The following is a 16,068-nucleotide window of genomic DNA, read 5'->3' on the forward strand; positions in this document are numbered from 1 at the left end:
GCCCGGCGAGTCATGCCTGGCGCCGCATAAACCCGTGCCGGCTCAATATTTCCTGCCCCTGTTCGCTCAAGATAAATGCGGCCAACCGCTGCGCTTCTTCATCCAGCAGGCATAGGCCGTAATCCGCCTCGATGTCCAGCGGCGGCGGCAACGTTCGCACCACCAACGTCGGGTAGGCCGCCAACGCCGGGGCATAGCTGGCGTAGCCGAGAAAAATGTCCGCCTGCCCGCTGGCTATCAGATACTCCGCCGCCAGTCGGCCCGCCGGTACCGGTGCGGAATCTATCCCGCCAACCAGCGGCAACGCCCGCCGGCGCAGCGCTTCCCCTTGCCCCGGCCAGGATTGTTCACAGCGTTCGAAAAGCCGCTGCGCATAATCGCCGGAGGGATCGGCTCCCGGCGTCGAGGTGGCAAGCCGCCAGCGCGGATCGCACAACACCTCAGGTAGCGGACGCTCGGTTAATGTCGGCACGTTGCGCACCGTGGCGCATAGCCGATTGTGCGCAAAAATCTGCACCGCGCCCGCGATACCGAGATCCGCCAACCTTTGCGGATGCGCCACGTTGGCCGAGGCGAACAGCTGCGGCCGCTCACCGTTCTCTATCCGTTGGCGCAATAGCCCCGCCGGGCCGAATTCCGCCGAGACCTTTTGCCCGGTGTCGCGCTGAAACGCCGACAGCAGCGGCGCAAACGCCAGCCGCAGGCTGCCGGCGGCAAACAGCAGGATATCACTCATCATGTCGCTCCAATTGGCTGCGATACAACGGCACCAGCGTCGCGTAACGGCGGCCCGCCACCGTCAACGGCACCCGTTCGATCGCCAGTTCAAACAAGGGCGACAGGGATTGCGCCGTTAACACCTCGCGGCAGGCACCGAGCTGGCTACGCCCTTCCTTGCCCAGCAGCAAAGCCCGATCGGCCACCGCGTGAGCATGGTTGGGCTGATGGGTGGAGAACGCCACCGCCAACTGCTGCTCCCGCGCCAGGCGCGCCATCAGGCTCAACACCCGATCCTGGTAATGCAGATCCAGCGCCGAAGTCGGTTCATCCAAAATCAACACCTCGCAGCGCATCGCCAACGCGCGGGCGATCATCACTAATTGACGTTGACCGCCAGATAGGCTGCCGAACTCTCGCGCCGCCAGCTCTTGTAAACCCAACGTTTGCAACGCTTCTCTCGCCAGTCGATGATCTTTGGCTGACGGTGAACGGAACAGGCCGACATGGCGCGCCCGCCCCATCAATACGATATCCAGCACCCGATAGGCAAACGGCGGCGAAAAGTGCTGCGGGACAAAGCCAATCTCACCGTAGCGCTCAATCTCGCCGGATTGCGGCGTCAGGCTGCCTAACAACAGCTGCAGCAGCGTGCTCTTGCCGCGCCCATTGGGGCCCAATACCGCCAGCACTTCGCCGCGCCGCAGCTGAATGTCCAGGTGTTGGAACAGCGGTGCCTCACCCGGCCAGGCGAAGCTCACCCCCCTGGCGGCCAATAAGGTGTCAGTCATGCCAGCCTCTCACTTGCGCGCGGCGCAGCAGCAGCGCGAACAGCGGCGCGCCAATCAGCGCGGTCAGAATGCCCAGCGGGATTTCACCGCTGCTCAGCGTGCGCGCCAAATCGTCGATCAACAGCATGTACAGGGCACCCAGGCAAAGCGAAGCCGGCAGCAGACGCCGGTGATCCGGCCCCACCAGCCGCCTCGCCACGTGCGGTATCACCAGACCGACCCAACCGATGCTGCCGCTGACCGCCACTTGGGCGGCCACAATGGCGGCGCACAGCGTCAAAATCAGCCAGCGGGTACGCTCAACGTTGATGCCCAATGCACCGGCATCCTCATCGCCCAACGACAGCAGATTGATGCGCCAACGCAGCGCCAGCAGCAAACCGCCGGCCAACAGCAAAGGCACAAACAGCGTCAGCAGCTTTTGCCGATCGGCGGTGGCAAAGCTGCCGAGCAGCCAGAACACGATGCTCGGCAGCTTTTCTTCGGTATCCGCCAGATATTGCATCAGGCTGACGCAGGCGGAGAAAAAGCCGCTGAGGATCACCCCCGCCAGTACCAAAGAGAGAATATTGCGCCGCGCAATGGCGCTGGTGAGAGTGAAAATCAGCAGCAGCGCCGCCATGCCGAAAACAAAAGCCGACAACAGCAGCGCCGCCAACGGCAGGCTGAGCAGGATAGCCAGCGTGCCGCCAAAGGCGGCGCCGGACGACACGCCGATAATATGCGGATCGACCAGCGGGTTGCGAAAGACGCCCTGCAAAGTCGCGCCGCACAGGGCCAGCGCCGCGCCGGCGCCCATCGCCAACAGCACCCGCGGCACGCGCACCCCGAGGATCACCTGGCGCTGAATGGCGTCGATGCCTGCATAATGCTGCCCAGTGAACGGCTCCAGCAGGATCATCAGGCTGTGCGTCATCGGCACCTGAAAGCGGCCGACGCCAAGCGAAAACAGCGCGCAGCACAGCGTTAGCAGCGCCAGCCACCCCAGCCTCATTGCCCGCTCTGGCAGCAGGTGGCGCGATAATAGCGTTGATAATAAGCGTCGACCCGCTGCTGCAGATTGATATCGGCAAAACGCTGCGGGTAAAGCTTTTTCGCCATCCACAATTCACCCAGCGCCATCGCCTCCGGCATCGGATATCCCCAGGCTTTGGCGTACTCCGGCATCAGGTAGACCCGCTTATTCTTCACCGCGTCGATCGGCTGCCACTGCGGCTCCGTCAGGATCTGTTTCACCACGTCCGGGTAACGCTCCTGCACGAAGATCACCGCCGGATCCCAGCGCAACACATCTTCGATAGAGACCTGCTTAAACCCCTGAATATCTTTCGCCGCCACATTGAGCGCACCGGCGTGCCGCATCATCAGCCCGGTATATTTACCGGCGCCGTAGGTGGTGAGATCGGGGTTGGCCATATACACCCGCACCCGCTGGTCTTCCGGCAGATCGCGCAGCCGTTCGGCGACCAACGCGCGCTGTTGAATGACGTCCTTGATCAGCGCTTCAGCCTGAGGCTGCCGCTCCATCACCTCGCCAATCAGGCGAATTCCGTCCTGCAGGCCCAACGTATAGGCCCGATCCTCATCGCTCAGCTGTGGATTCATTTTGCCCGCCTGATCGGCCGCTTCGCGACGCAGCGAAATCGCCACCACCGGAATCCCCGCCCGTTCGATCTGCGCAATCATTTCCGGCGGCGCATAGTTGGCCACGAACACCACCTGCGGATGCAGGCCGAGCAGGCTTTCGATATTCACCGAAGTCAGGTCGCCCGGCATCGGCAAGGTTGCCAACGTCGGTGCCAGCCGTAGGTAGTTTGGCCCCAGCTGCTTTTTCCAACTGCTGAGCACGCCGACCACCTGCGGCATCGCATCAAGCTGCACCAGCAGGTTCAGCGTCTGATGTTGCAGCACCACGGCGCGGGTGATGTGATCGGGCAGCGTGACCTGGCGGTTGAGCTGATCGGTGACCTGGCGATCCGCCAGGGCGGCGGTGGAAAACAACGCAAGCGCCAACAGCAGGCGCGGGAGAGAGTTAAACATGGCAGTGACCGGTTGACTATCGTTATATAGCTAATGATATAGCGATGAGCATGGCGAAACAATCAGCGAGATCAAGCCTCACGCCATGTGTACAGGAAGAAAAGTGAGGGGGAACATTGACTAAAGCAGCGCTCCGCCGTAACGCCGGCGGAGCCTGAGAGCGCAAAGAATGCGTGAAAAACGCTTATTGACCGATAGACGTCAGACCCTGGCGGATCCCTTCGTCAGCCTGCTGGCACCATGTCTGCAGACCCTGTGGCGCTTCCTTTTCCAACGCAACCACTTTGCCGTCGTCGTTCAGCACATTGCCTTCACGGCCCATCGCTTCACGCTTGTCACCGTCGCGGGTGTCGACACCGCCGGGAATGGCGGCCACGTAGGCCACCATTTTCTTGGCGTTGTCGATGCTGTCCGCTTTCAGGAAACCTTTATCGACGCAATAAGACATCAGCCCGCTGGTATTACGCGTAATGTCATAGACGTTTTTCAATGCAGCAGGGTCCATCCCTTCGGCATTAGCGGTATTGAACAGGCCCAGAGTCGCGGCAATCATGCCGGTCAGAATGCTCTTTTTCATTGTTATCTCGTTTTAATAATGAATTATTTAGCTTTGAATTATTCACAAAAAATAATGTGAATGTCGGTACGGTATAACGGCGGCTCAGATTAACACAACCCTAACGCGTTAATAACTGTGATTAAGTTAACCTCCAGTAAAATAAAAATGCATGATGGGGTTATTACTCCGCCCGACGTCAGTTTTTACGTTCGACATTAACCGTACCCAATTCAATTTTAAAATAGTATCACCAGGGAATTATTTACAACGTAAGCGTTGGCCTGCGGTCAATCGCGCCCCCGCCCTTTGCTAAAACCACAGGCGTAACATAGCCTGTTAAGACGCGCCATGCCTTAGTGGGAGGGGATTCACATGAACCATTCCGTCCGGCCGCCGCCATGCGACGACAAAACCATTCTCGATATCACGATGAATTTATATCTCTATCCGGCGGCGCTTATTGCGCACCGCCTGGGCATCTTTGAATTTATTGCATTGCGCCCCCGCAACCTGACCGATATATGCGCTCAGGCCAATGTGGAAAGACGCCCGGCAGAGACGCTGGTCATGGCGCTAGTGGCATTGAAATTGATAGACAGAGACGGCGAAACATTCTCTCTGACGCCGGAAGCGGAAACCTTTTTGATAAAAAACAACCCGCATTATTTCGGCTATTTTTGGGATTTGATGATTGAAAACAGCGAGATTTTCACGCTGAAAAACCTGGAAAGCGCCATCAGAAAGAATGCCTCGCAGGTGTACGGCGAGCAGGAGCTGTTTGAAACCCATACGCTCGACGCCGACAGAATGCGGCTGTTTACCCACGCCATGCACAGCCTGAGCATGGGCTCGGCCAGCGTTTGGCCTACGCTGTTGCCCCTCGGTGCCTGCCGCACGGCGCTGGATATCGGCGGCGCCTCCGGCGCCCATGCCATCAGTCTGGCGACCCACTGGCCGGCGCTCACGTGCACCGTGTTCGATCTGCCGGAGGTGTGCCCGCTCGCCGCCGACTACGCGCACGATCACGGCCTCAGTCAGCGCATCGGCACCCACAGTGGCGATATGTGGCGCGATCCCTACCCGGCGGCGGATCTGCACCTGTACTCCAATATTTTCCACGACTGGCCGATGAACAAGAACCGCTTCCTGGCGCAAAAGAGCTATGCGGCCCTCCCGCCCGGGGGCAGGATCGTGATCCACGAAGTGCTGTACAACGATGACGGCGACGGCCCGCCTGCCGCCGCGGGGTACAGCCTGATGATGATGGGATGGACGCAGGGCCGCCAATACTCCGGCAAGGAAATCGGCGACCTGCTGCGCGACGTCGGCTTCGGGCCCGCTCAGGTGCTGCCGTCGCTCGGCTATTTCAGCATCGTCACGGCGCAAAAACCCCAGGCTTAGCGGTTCACCGATCTCGCCATGCGGCTGTAGGTGTGGCGCACGCCGCGGATCGCCACGCTGTAGGCGAAGATGTTTTCCGGCAGCGCCAACCCCAGATAGCCGGTATCGCCGATATGGTGCAGATCCGCCCCGGCCATTTTGCTCATCAGCGCAATCTGCCGCACGGTCTGCACGTCGGCCCCCTCTTGCGAGGTGCCGATCGCCGTCATCGCCAGCGCCCCCTGCCGCTGGGCAAAGGCGATCAGCGCCGCCACTTTCTCCTGCGACATGCCGGGAATGGTGCCCGGAGCAGGCAACAGCACGATATCCGCGCCGTTCTCCACGAACAGCGCGATGTCCTGCTCGCCGATCAGTTGGCTGCCGCTTTCGCGCACGATGCCGGCGCCGTGCATTTTGCCGGTCACCAGCACCATCTCGTCGCCCACTTCCTCGCGGATCGCTTTCAGCGCGGCGGCGATCGCCTGATTGCTGACGCCGTTGTTCGGGTTGCCGGTCAGCACCAGCATGCGCGCGCCGAGCTGATACAGCTTGCGCGCATTCTCGGCGGTGGCGGCGCGGCCCGCCGTCATCTGCCAGAAGTCGTTATGTTCGATGGCGAAGGCCGGATCGACGGCCTCCAGATTCACCCCGATCACTCGCCCGGTCAGCCGCTGCAGCGTGCGTAGCGCCTCCTGCGGCGGCACGTCGGCGGGCAGGCCCGCGATATGCGGATGATCGACGTCGAACAGGTTCAACAGCAGCAGATCGGCGCCCTGGCTGGCCGCCAGCTCGGCGTTGGTGACATTATTGAGCAGCGGCTGAGTGACCGCAATGGTTTCGCTGACCAGAATGCGCCCTTCACTGGCGCGGATGGCATAGAGCAGATCGGCTTTGCCGATATCGGCCAGATCGCTGGCGCTGCAGTCCAGATACCGTTTCATGAGGCAAGCTCCGGTGACATGAGCGGAAAGGGATAGTGCCCCTCTCCCACCGCAGTGAAAGAGGGGGAAAAAGTTACTTCAGGGTAAAACTTTGCGCCTGCACGTTGTCGGAATCCAGGCCGACGAACACGTTGAATTTGCCCGGCTCCGCCCCCCATTTCAGGCTGGCGTTGTAGAACTTCAGATCCTCTTCGCTAATCGGCAGCTCAACCTGCTGCGACTGGCCGGCCTTCAGCGTCACTTTCTTGAAGTTGCGCAGCTCTTTCACCGGCCGGCTGACCGACGCGGTGACGTCCTGCAGATACAGCTGCACCACCGTGGCGCCGTCGTACTTGCCGGTATTCTTCAGCGTAACGCTGGCGGTTAGCTTGCCGTTGCGCGCCATCGTCGGGCTGGATAATTTCAGATCCGACAGGCTGAAGGTGGTGTAGCTCAGGCCGTAACCGAACGGATACAGCGGGCCGTTCGGCGAATCGAAGTAGCGTGAGGTGTACTTGCCCGGATTCTCCTTGCCGAACGGACGGCCGGTGTTCAGGTGGTTGTAGTACATCGGGATCTGGCCGACCGAGCGCGGGAAGGTCATCGGCAGTTTGCCCGACGGGTTATAGTCGCCGAACAGCACGTCCGCCACCGCGTTGCCGCCCTCGGTGCCGCTGTACCAGGTTTCCAGCATCGCGTCCGCCTGCTCGCTCTCCCAGCTCAGCGCCAGCGGCCGGCCGTTCATCAGCACCAGCACCAGCGGCTTGCCGGTGGCTTTCAGCGCGGCGATCAAATCACGCTGGCTCTGCGGGATCGTGATGTCGGCGCGGCTGGAGGCCTCATGCGCCATGCCCTGCGATTCCCCCACCACCGCCACCACCACGTCGGCCTTGTTCGCCGCCTGCACCGCTTCGTCGATCATCTGCTGCGGCGAGCGGGTGTCGAACGCCACCGCCGGCTCATACTCGTTGAGATAGTCGATGATGCCTTTATCCTGCGTGACGTTGGCGCCCTTGGCGTACAGAATGCGCGCCTTGTCGCCCACCGCCCGCTCCAGCCCTTCGCGCAGGGTGACCGACTGCTTGACCACCCCGGCGGCTGACCAACTGCCCATCACGTCGCGCTGGCTGTCGGCCATCGGCCCGACCAGCGCGATGGTCGCCTGCTTGCTCAGCGGCAGCGTCTGCTTATCGTTCTTCAGCAGCACCATCGTCTTGCGCGCCACCACCCGCGCTTCGGCGCGGTGCAGACGGCTTTCGGCGTTGGTGTCCTGCGGATCGGAACCCGCCGGGCCCAGATGCACATACGGATCCTTGAACAGCCCCATGTCGTATTTGGTGTTGAGCACGTCGCGGCAGGCGCGGTCGATATCGCTTTCAGGCACCAGCCCGTCCTTCACCAGACCCGGCAGGTATTTGTCGTAGAACTCGTCGCTCATGCTCATGTCAACGCCGGAGGTGATCGCCAGGCGCACCGCGTCACGCGCGTCGGCGGCCACGCCGTGTTTAATCAGCTCTTTGATCGCGCCGTGGTCGCTGATGGTGATGCCTTTAAAGCCCCACTGCTCGCGCAGCAGATCTTTCAGCAGCCACGGGTTGGCGGTGGCCGGCACGCCGTTCACCGAGTTGAGCGACACCATCACTCCGCCGCTGCCGGCGTCCACCGCCGCTTTGTAAGGCGGCAGATAGTCCTGATGCATGCGCAGCGGGCTCATGTCGACGGTGTTGTAATCGCGGCCGCCTTCGACGGCGCCGTACAATGCAAAGTGCTTGACGCTGGCCATCACCGAACCGGGTTTGGCCGGATCGCCGTTCTGGAAACCGTCGACCATCACTTTGGCGATTTTCGAGACCAGCCAGGTGTCTTCGCCGAAGCCTTCGGAGACCCGGCCCCAGCGCGGATCGCGGGTGATATCGACCATCGGCGCGAAGGTCATGTTCAGGCCGTCGTCGCTGGCCTCCTGCGCCGCCACGCGGGCACTGAGCGCAATGGCTTCCAGATCGAAGCTGGCCGCCAGCCCCAGGCTGATCGGGAACACGGTGCGCTGGCCGTGCACCACGTCATAGGCAAAGAACAACGGGATTTTCAGGCGGCTGAGCTGCATCGCCTGATCCTGCATCACCCGGATATCCGGCCGGGTGACGGTATTGAAGATGGCGCCGATCTGCCCTTTGCGGATCCCCTCGCGGATCGCTTCTTTCGGGTTATCCGGCCCGACGCTGATCAGCCGCAGCTGGCCGATCTTCTCTTCCAGCGTCATCTGCTTCATCAAATGGGACACGAAGGCGTCGCGCTGCTGGGCGTGAATGCCCTGCGTTATCGGCGTTTCCTGCGCAAAAGCCGGGCTGAGGGCCAGACCGGACAACATACTCACCACACAAAGCCATTTCATCTTGTTTTATCTCAGGCGTGTTTCCGCCGCCAACGCCGCGGAGTTTAATCGGAGTGAAGAAACAGTTTGCCACACTCTGTTTCATCGCCAAGAGAATTCGCATCGCTAATGTTTACAAAGCATTACAGGTTATCGGCAGATAATTCTGCAGCCGGGCGCGGCTGTCGGCGGCCTCCGCCGCCAGAAAATCGACCAGCGCGGTTAACGTCGGCGGCGCCACCGTGCGTTCAGGATAGACCAAATAATAGGCCGCGCCGCTGCTGACGCAGAGCGGGAACGGCGTGACGATGCGCTGCGCCTGAATATCCTCCTCCAGCAGGCACAGATCGCCGATGGCGATGCCGAATCCCTGCAGCGCGGCGCTCATCGCCAGATCGAGGGTATCGAAATGCTGGGCCTTACCGGACGGCAGCGCATCGGCGCCCGCCGCCTTCAGCCAGCGCAGCCAGTCGCGCCGATCGCGCGTCGGGTGCAGCAGAGTTTTGTCCGTCAAGTCCGTCAACCGGGCCGCCGCCGGCAGGAACGTCGGCGTGCAGACCGGCGTGAGGATTTCATCGAACAGCAAGTGCGCGGTCAGCTTTTTACCCGGCGGCCGGCCGAATACCACCGCGGCGTCAAACTGCTCGGTACTGAAATCCAGGCCGTGCGACACCGAGGCGGTCAGCTCGATATGCATGTCCGGCCGTTCATTTTGCAGGCGAATGATGCGCGGCAGCACCCAGCGCATGGCGCAGGTCGGGCATTTGATGCGCAGCGCCCCCGGCGGAGCGGCGGCCCGCGTCAGGGCTTCATCCAACTGCCCCAGCGCCTGCTGTACCGGCGCCAGCAGCTGCGCGCCCTGCGGCGTCAGCGCCAGACCGCGCGCCTGGCGGCTGAACAGCGGATAGCCCAGACGCTGTTCCAGCCCGAGGATTTGCCGACTGACCGCCCCCTGCGTCAGGTGCAGCTGCCGGGCGGCATGGGTAAAGTTGAGGCGTTGCGCCACCACCACGAAGGTTTTCAACACGTCGAGCGACGGCAGGGATATCGGCATAGCGAGCCTCGATTAGCTATGATCACAGTGCATGGCAAGTATGACAAACTTTCCCTTGTCCGCCTACGCCGGCTGATGCTTAATCGCTCAACACTTCCCTGTTTGCCTGGAGCCCATCATGCAGAGCGCCTGCTCATCCCGCTCGAAGCTGCCGGACGTCGGCACCACTATCTTCACCGTCATTGGCCAACTCAGCGCCGAATATCAGGCCCTCAATCTGTCGCAGGGCGCGCCCAACTTCGCCGGTGACCCGCAGCTGATCGAGGCAACGGCGCAAGCCATGCGCACAGGTCATAACCAATACGCGCCGATGAGCGGCGTGGCGGCGTTACGTGCTGCCCTGGCGGAAAAAGCTGAACGATTGTACGGCGCGCGCTATGACGCCGACGAAGAAATCACGGTGATCGCCAGCGCCAGCGAAGGGCTGTACTCGGCGATCAGCGCGCTGGTGCACCCCGGCGACGAGGTGATCTATTTCGAACCGGCATTCGACAGCTATGCGCCGATCGTGCGCCTGCAGGGCGCCACGCCGGTGGCGATCAAACTGTCGCTGCAGGATTTTCGCGTCGACTGGGACGAAGTGGCCGCCGCCATCAACGGCAAAACGCGCATGATCATCGTCAACACGCCGCACAACCCGACCGGCGCGGTGTTTGACGCGCAGGATATCGAACGCCTGACCGCCCTGACCCGCGACACCGACATCGTGATCCTGTCCGACGAGGTCTACGAGCACGTGGTGTTCGACGGTGAAATTCATCACAGCATGGCGCGCTATCCGCAGCTGGCGGAACGCAGCGTGATCGTGTCGTCGTTCGGCAAAACCTACCACGTCACCGGCTGGCGCGTCGGCTATTGCCTGGCGCCGGCGGCGCTGATGGACGAGATCCGCAAGGTGCACCAGTTCATGGTGTTCTCCGCCGATACGCCGATGCAGCACGCCTTCGCCGCCGCGCTCGCCAACCCGCAGAGCTACCTGGGGCTGGCGGCGTTTTACCAACAAAAGCGCGATCTGCTGGCCAGCGCCCTGCAGGATTCGCGCTTTGAGCTGCTGCCCAGCCGCGGCAGCTTCTTCATGCTGGCCCGCTTTAGCGGCTTCAGTCACGAAAGCGACAATGATTTCGCCGTGCGCTTGATCCGCGAAGCGAAGGTGGCGACGATCCCGCTGTCGGCGTTCTACAGCGACGGCACCGATACCGGCCTTATTCGGCTGAGTTTTTCCAAAGATAACGAGACCCTGCTGGAAGGCGCGCGCCGCCTGAACCAGGTGTAATTTTTTGTCCGACCATGGGAAAGGGGCACTGCCTATGAAAGCTTTGAAAACGCTGTTCGCCGCCGGATGCCTGCTGGCCGCCGGCTCTTCTCTGGCGGCGGAAAACAGCCTGCGCTTCGGCCTGGAAGCGCTGTATCCGCCGTTCGAATCCAAATCCGCCAGCGGCAAACTGGAAGGGTTCGACATTGAACTGGGCGACGCGGTGTGCGCCGCCGCGCAGTTGCAATGCAGCTGGGTGGAAACCTCGTTCGACAGCCTGATCCCGGCGCTGCAGGCGCGCAAGTTCGACGCCATCAACTCGGCGATGAACGTGACCGAACAGCGGCGCCAGGCGATCGCCTTTACCGACGCCATCTATCAAGTGCCGAACCGCCTGATCGCCAAGGCCGACAGCGGCCTGCTGCCGGACGCCAAAGCGCTGGCGGGCAAACACGTGGGCGTGCTGCAAGGCTCAATTCAGGAGATCTACGCCAAAACCCATTGGGCGCCGGCGGGCGTGGATGTGGTGTCTTACCAGGATCAGAATCAGGTTTATCTCGATCTGGCGGCCGGTCGGCTCGACGCCACGCTGGTAATGGCGCCGTCGGGGCAAAGCGGCTTCCTGTCGCAGCCGGACGGCAAGGGCTTCGCCTTCGTCGGCGAGGCGGTGCGCGACGACAAAATCCTCGGTGAAGGCATCGCCTTCGGCCTGCGCAAAGGGGATGAGGCGCTGAAGAAGAAACTGGATGCCGCCATCGCCAAAGTGAAACAGCAAGGCACGGTGGCGGCGCTGTCGAAGAAGTATTTCGGCGATATCGACGTGACGGTGAAGTGATGGACGGGGGCGGCACCGCCGCCCCCTGCCGCGTTTAGCGATCGAACACCGAGCTGTTCAGCGCGCGATCCTGCTGGTGGCGCTCCAGCGCCAATTCGATCAGGCGCGTGATCAGCGCCTGATAGCTGACACCGCTGGCAGCCCACAGCTTGGGATACATGCTGATGTTGGTGAAGCCCGGCAGCGTGTTGATTTCGTTGATTACCACCTGGTTGTCCGGCGTCAGGAACACATCCACCCGCGCCAACCCGAAGCACTCCAGCGCGCGGAACGCCTTCAGCGCCACCTCGCGGATGTGGTCGCTTACTTCCGGCGCGATCGCCGCCGGCACCACCACCTGAGCGCCCTGCTCATTGATGTATTTGGTGTCGTAGGAGTAGAAAGCGTCGCTCAGCACGATCTCGCCGCATACGCTGGCCTGCGGATCGTCGTTGCCCAGCACCGCACACTCGATCTCGCGGCCGACGATCGCCGACTCCACCAGCACCTTGTGATCGAAACTGAAGGCCAGCGCCACCGCCGCGTCAAACTCGGCGCGGTTTTCCACCTTGCTGACCCCGACCGACGAGCCCTGGTTGGCCGGCTTGACGAACAGCGGCAGGCCGAGGCGCTCGCTCAGTTGCTCAAACGTGAACCCGGCGCGGTTGGCGCGCGTCAGGGTGACGAACGGCGCCACCGCCAGCCCGGCGTCGCGCAGCAGGCGTTTGGTCACGTCTTTATCCATGCTGACCGCCGAGCCGAGCACCCCGGCGCCGACGAACGGCATATTGGCCATGCGCAGCAACCCCTGCAGCGAGCCGTCTTCCCCCAGCGTGCCGTGCACGATCGGGAAGATGACGTCGAGCTGGCCCAGCGCGCCGGCACTGCCCGCTTCGATCAGCTGCTGTTTTTCCTGGCCCGGGATCAGCGCCACGTTCTTGTTCGAGCGGTTCAGCGCGATCAACGCCGGGTTCTCGGCATTGAGCAGATAGTTGGAGGCGTCGTTGATGTGCCACTGCCCCTGTTTGTCGATCCCCAGCAGCGTGACGTCAAACTTCTCTTTGTCGATTGCATCCACAATGTTTTTGGCCGACTGCAGCGACACCTCATGCTCCGCCGATTTACCGCCAAAAATCACCCCAACACGTAGTTTAGTCACGCCTTAAATCCTTCTGAAAAATCATGGCAAAAAAGTCGTTTATCACAATAAACGCATTGCCTGGCGGCGGCAATCGTTGTTGCCAGAATCTTCTTACGCCACAGAATGCCACATCGCGACCATCCAAAACGTATACACTTCGTATATTGTTAATTTATGGAGACGCCGATGGGCATCGTAAAAATTTCGGACGCGCTGCATGACGATCTGCGCCTCGCCAGCCTGACTATGACGCGTTCGATCAACGCGCAGGCCGAGTACTGGATCAAGATCGGCATGCTGGCGGAGTTCCATCCGGAACTGACTTACCCGCAACTGGTAAAAAAAATGATGAAAGATAACGCGCTGACGCTGAAGGAGATTGTCGGGTGAAACAGATTGTGATTAAAACGCCGGAAGAGATTGCCAAAATGCGCCATTCCGGCGCTCTGTTGGCTAAAGTGTTTGCTATGCTCGATGAGGTCATCGTCGAAGGCATCTCCACCATGGAGATCAACGACCGCGCTGAGGCGTTTATCGTCGAAGAGCTGAAGTCGCGCCCGGCCAGCAAGGGGCAGTATGATTTCCCCTATGTGCTCAACACCTCCGTGGACGACGTGGTGTGCCACGGGGTGCCGTCGGCCAGCAAAATCCTGCGTTCCGGCATGATCGTCAACGTGGATATCACGCTGGAAAACGGCGGCTACATCGCCGACTCCAGCAAAATGTACTGCATCGGCCAGGTGACGCCGCTGGCCAAACGGCTGGTGAACAACGTCTATGAATCGATGTGGCAAGGCATTCGCGCAGTCAAACCGGGCGCCACTCTGGGGGATATCGGCCACGCCATCCAGCGACACGCCGAACAGGCCGGCTACAGCATCGTGCGGGAATATTGCGGCCACGGCATCGGCCGCGACATGCACGAAGAGCCGGCGGTGCTGCACTACGGTCAACCCGGCAGCGGCATGGCGCTGCAGGAAGGCATGGTGTTCACCATCGAGCCGATGATCAACCAGGGCGACCGCCGCATCAAGCAGAAGAAAGACGGCTGGACGGTGGTGACGCGCGACAAAAAACTGTCGGCGCAGTGGGAGCACACCGTGGCGGTCACCGCCGACGGCGTGGAAATCCTGACGCTGCGCGACGAAGAGCGCCGGGCCGGCTACGCCGAGCGCTACTAAACCCACAAGCCATTAGCTTAATAAGTTATTTAATTGATAGCCTCTTAGCTTATTGCGCGGCACCGGCGCCGCGGTTAAGGCGACGGGGATGACAGGGAGACAGGCAGCATGCAGTCAGGCAATCAGACGTTTATCAATCAGCTCAAGGACATCGTCGGCGGCCCGCAGCTGTTGACCGGCGATCGCAACACCGAACGGTATCGCAAGGGCTTCCGCTCCGGCGAAGGCCAGGCGCTGGCGGTGGTGTTTCCCACCAGCCTGCTGCAGCTGTGGCGCATTCTGCAGGCCTGCGTGGCCGCCGACAAAATCGTCATCATGCAGGCCGCCAATACCGGCCTGACCGAAGGCTCAACCCCCAGCGGCAACGACTATGACCGTGATATCGTCATCGTCAGCACCCTGCGCCTCGATCATATTCAGGTGCTGGACAACGGCAAGCAGGTGGTCGGTTTTCCCGGCAGCACCCTGCACCACCTCGAGAAATTGCTCAAACCCTACGGCCGCGAACCGCATTCGGTGATCGGCTCTTCCTGCATCGGCGCCTCGGTGATCGGCGGCGTGTGCAACAACTCCGGCGGCTCGCTGGTGAAACGCGGCCCGGCCTATACCGAAATGGCGCTGTACGCCCAGCTAGGGGAAGACGGCCAGCTGCGCCTGGTGAACCATCTGGGCATCCGGCTTGGCGACACGCCGGAAGAGATCCTCACCCGGCTGGAAAAAGGCGACTATCGCCCGGAGGACGTCGAATACGGTGAGCTGCGCGCCTCGGATAACGAATACGCCAGCCGGGTGCGCGACGTCGATGCCGACACCCCTTCCCGCTTCAACGCCGACAAACGCCGCCTGTACGAGGCCTCCGGCTGCGCCGGCAAGCTGGCAGTGTTCGCGGTGCGGCTTGACACCTTCGAGAAAGAGGGCAAAGAGCAGGTGTTCTATATCGGCACCAACGACACCGCGGTGCTGACCGAACTGCGCCGCCACATGCTGAGCAAATTCGAAAACCTGCCGGTGGCCGGTGAATACATGCACCGCGATATCTTCGACATCGCCGAGGTGTACGGCAAAGACACCTTCATGATGATCGACAAGCTCGGCACCGATCAGATGCCGCGCTTCTTCACCCTGAAAGGCCGCATGGACGCCAGCCTCAACAAGCTGCCGCTGCTGCCGCACAACCTGACCGATCGGCTGATGCAGGGCCTGAGCCATCTGGCGCCGAGCCACCTGCCGAAGCGCATGAAGGAATACCGCGAACGTTTCGAACACCACCTGCTGCTGAAGATGGCCGGCCCCGGCGTAGACGAAGCGCAGCGCTACCTGACCGACTATTTCGCCCAGGCCGAAGGCGCCTTCTTCGCCTGCACGCCTGACGAAGGCAAAAAGGCCTTCCTGCACCGCTTCGCCGCCGCCGGCGCCGCGGTGCGCTACCACGCGGTGCACGCCGACAAGGTGGAGGATATTCTGGCGCTGGACATCGCCCTGCGCCGCAACGACACCGACTGGTTCGAAACGCTGCCGCCGGAAATCGACAGTCAGTTGGTGCATAAGCTGTATTACGGCCACTTTATGTGCCACGTCTTCCACCAGGACTACGTGGTGAAAAAAGGCGTGGACAGCCATGCACTGAAAGAAAAGATGCTCGAGATCCTCAACCGGCGCGGCGCCGAGTACCCGGCGGAGCATAATGTCGGCCACCTGTACCACGCCAAACCGGATCTGCAGGCGTTCTACCGCACCGCCGATCCGACCAACAGCTTCAACCCCGGCATCGGCAAAACCAGCAAACGCAAAGGCTGGGCCGAAGACCCCCGCTAAGAGCGCCCGATTGGCCTGCCGAGGCGGGCCACC

The 16,068-nt window shown here is 61.6% G+C and carries 15 protein-coding genes; 6 read left to right on the forward strand and 9 right to left on the reverse strand.

Features of this window, described 5'->3' with window-relative positions; genetic code table 11:
- Positions 1–10: 10 nt before the first annotated feature.
- The 5 genes from ACMGF7_RS01225 to ACMGF7_RS01245 all read right to left on the reverse strand — a co-directional run bounded on the left by ACMGF7_RS01225 (position 11) and on the right by ACMGF7_RS01245 (position 4,125).
- Positions 11–736, reverse strand: coding sequence for a substrate-binding domain-containing protein (locus ACMGF7_RS01225; protein ID WP_154746739.1), 726 nt, complete (start codon positions 734–736; stop codon positions 11–13).
- On the reverse strand, positions 729–1,508 hold the full coding sequence (locus tag ACMGF7_RS01230) for an ABC transporter ATP-binding protein (protein ID WP_063918967.1): 780 nt from the start codon (positions 1,506–1,508) through the stop codon (positions 729–731). Before ACMGF7_RS01230 ends, ACMGF7_RS01225 begins: the two co-directional genes overlap by 8 nt.
- Positions 1,501–2,502, reverse strand: coding sequence for an iron ABC transporter permease (locus tag ACMGF7_RS01235; protein ID WP_319860844.1), 1,002 nt, complete (start codon positions 2,500–2,502; stop codon positions 1,501–1,503). Before ACMGF7_RS01235 ends, ACMGF7_RS01230 begins: the two co-directional genes overlap by 8 nt.
- Positions 2,499–3,548 (reverse strand): ABC transporter substrate-binding protein, encoded by a 1,050-nt coding sequence (locus ACMGF7_RS01240; protein WP_049239938.1) that lies wholly within the window; start codon positions 3,546–3,548, stop codon positions 2,499–2,501. The genes ACMGF7_RS01235 and ACMGF7_RS01240 overlap by 4 nt, the downstream gene beginning before the upstream one ends.
- A 184-nt stretch (positions 3,549–3,732) precedes the next feature.
- Entirely contained in the window at positions 3,733–4,125 is a 393-nt protein-coding gene (locus ACMGF7_RS01245) for a hypothetical protein (RefSeq protein ID WP_004939596.1), read from the reverse strand.
- 354 nt (positions 4,126–4,479) lie between these two features.
- Between ACMGF7_RS01245 and ACMGF7_RS01250 the strand changes: the two genes are divergently transcribed.
- The gene (locus tag ACMGF7_RS01250; RefSeq protein ID WP_015377067.1) at positions 4,480–5,508 is read left to right on the forward strand and encodes a methyltransferase; all 1,029 of its coding nucleotides are present in this window, start codon (positions 4,480–4,482) and stop codon (positions 5,506–5,508) included.
- On the opposite strand, the gene ACMGF7_RS01255 is transcribed toward ACMGF7_RS01250, so the two are convergent.
- The 3 genes from ACMGF7_RS01255 to ACMGF7_RS01265 all read right to left on the reverse strand — a co-directional run bounded on the left by ACMGF7_RS01255 (position 5,505) and on the right by ACMGF7_RS01265 (position 9,832).
- The gene (locus ACMGF7_RS01255; RefSeq protein ID WP_004939601.1) at positions 5,505–6,428 is read right to left on the reverse strand and encodes a hypothetical protein; all 924 of its coding nucleotides are present in this window, start codon (positions 6,426–6,428) and stop codon (positions 5,505–5,507) included. The genes ACMGF7_RS01250 and ACMGF7_RS01255 overlap by 4 nt on opposite strands.
- A gap of 73 nt (positions 6,429–6,501) precedes the next feature.
- Positions 6,502–8,799, reverse strand: coding sequence for a beta-glucosidase BglX (bglX, locus tag ACMGF7_RS01260; RefSeq protein WP_031299711.1), 2,298 nt, complete (start codon positions 8,797–8,799; stop codon positions 6,502–6,504).
- 112 nt (positions 8,800–8,911) lie between these two features.
- Positions 8,912–9,832, reverse strand: a complete 921-nt coding sequence (locus ACMGF7_RS01265; protein ID WP_044031695.1) for a LysR substrate-binding domain-containing protein — start codon at positions 9,830–9,832, stop codon at positions 8,912–8,914.
- A gap of 118 nt (positions 9,833–9,950) precedes the next feature.
- Between ACMGF7_RS01265 and ACMGF7_RS01270 the strand changes: the two genes are divergently transcribed.
- A complete protein-coding gene (locus ACMGF7_RS01270) occupies positions 9,951–11,105 on the forward strand; it encodes a methionine aminotransferase (protein WP_049239941.1) in 1,155 nt (384 codons plus the stop codon).
- Positions 11,106–11,139: 34 nt separating this feature from the next.
- Positions 11,140–11,919: an ABC transporter substrate-binding protein gene (locus ACMGF7_RS01275; protein ID WP_015377062.1), complete on the forward strand. Its 780-nt coding sequence runs from the start codon at positions 11,140–11,142 to the stop codon at positions 11,917–11,919.
- A 34-nt stretch (positions 11,920–11,953) separates the two neighbouring features.
- On the opposite strand, the gene ddlA is transcribed toward ACMGF7_RS01275, so the two are convergent.
- The gene (gene ddlA / locus ACMGF7_RS01280; protein ID WP_015377061.1) at positions 11,954–13,057 is read right to left on the reverse strand and encodes a D-alanine--D-alanine ligase; all 1,104 of its coding nucleotides are present in this window, start codon (positions 13,055–13,057) and stop codon (positions 11,954–11,956) included.
- A gap of 168 nt (positions 13,058–13,225) precedes the next feature.
- Between ddlA and ACMGF7_RS01285 the strand changes: the two genes are divergently transcribed.
- From ACMGF7_RS01285 to dld, 3 genes are all read left to right on the forward strand, one after another.
- The gene (locus tag ACMGF7_RS01285) at positions 13,226–13,429 is read left to right on the forward strand and encodes a ParD-like family protein (RefSeq protein ID WP_006324220.1); all 204 of its coding nucleotides are present in this window, start codon (positions 13,226–13,228) and stop codon (positions 13,427–13,429) included.
- Complete coding sequence (gene map / locus ACMGF7_RS01290) at positions 13,426–14,220, forward strand: type I methionyl aminopeptidase (RefSeq protein WP_033642282.1); 795 nt, start codon at positions 13,426–13,428, stop codon at positions 14,218–14,220. Before ACMGF7_RS01285 ends, map begins: the two co-directional genes overlap by 4 nt.
- A 108-nt stretch (positions 14,221–14,328) precedes the next feature.
- Complete coding sequence (gene dld / locus ACMGF7_RS01295; protein WP_015377059.1) at positions 14,329–16,035, forward strand: D-lactate dehydrogenase; 1,707 nt, start codon at positions 14,329–14,331, stop codon at positions 16,033–16,035.
- Positions 16,036–16,068 lie beyond the last annotated feature (33 nt).

Origin of the sequence: Serratia sp. BNK-17 (genome assembly GCF_048684935.1) — a bacterium.
Taxonomy (GTDB): Bacteria; Pseudomonadota; Gammaproteobacteria; order Enterobacterales; family Enterobacteriaceae; genus Serratia; species Serratia nematodiphila.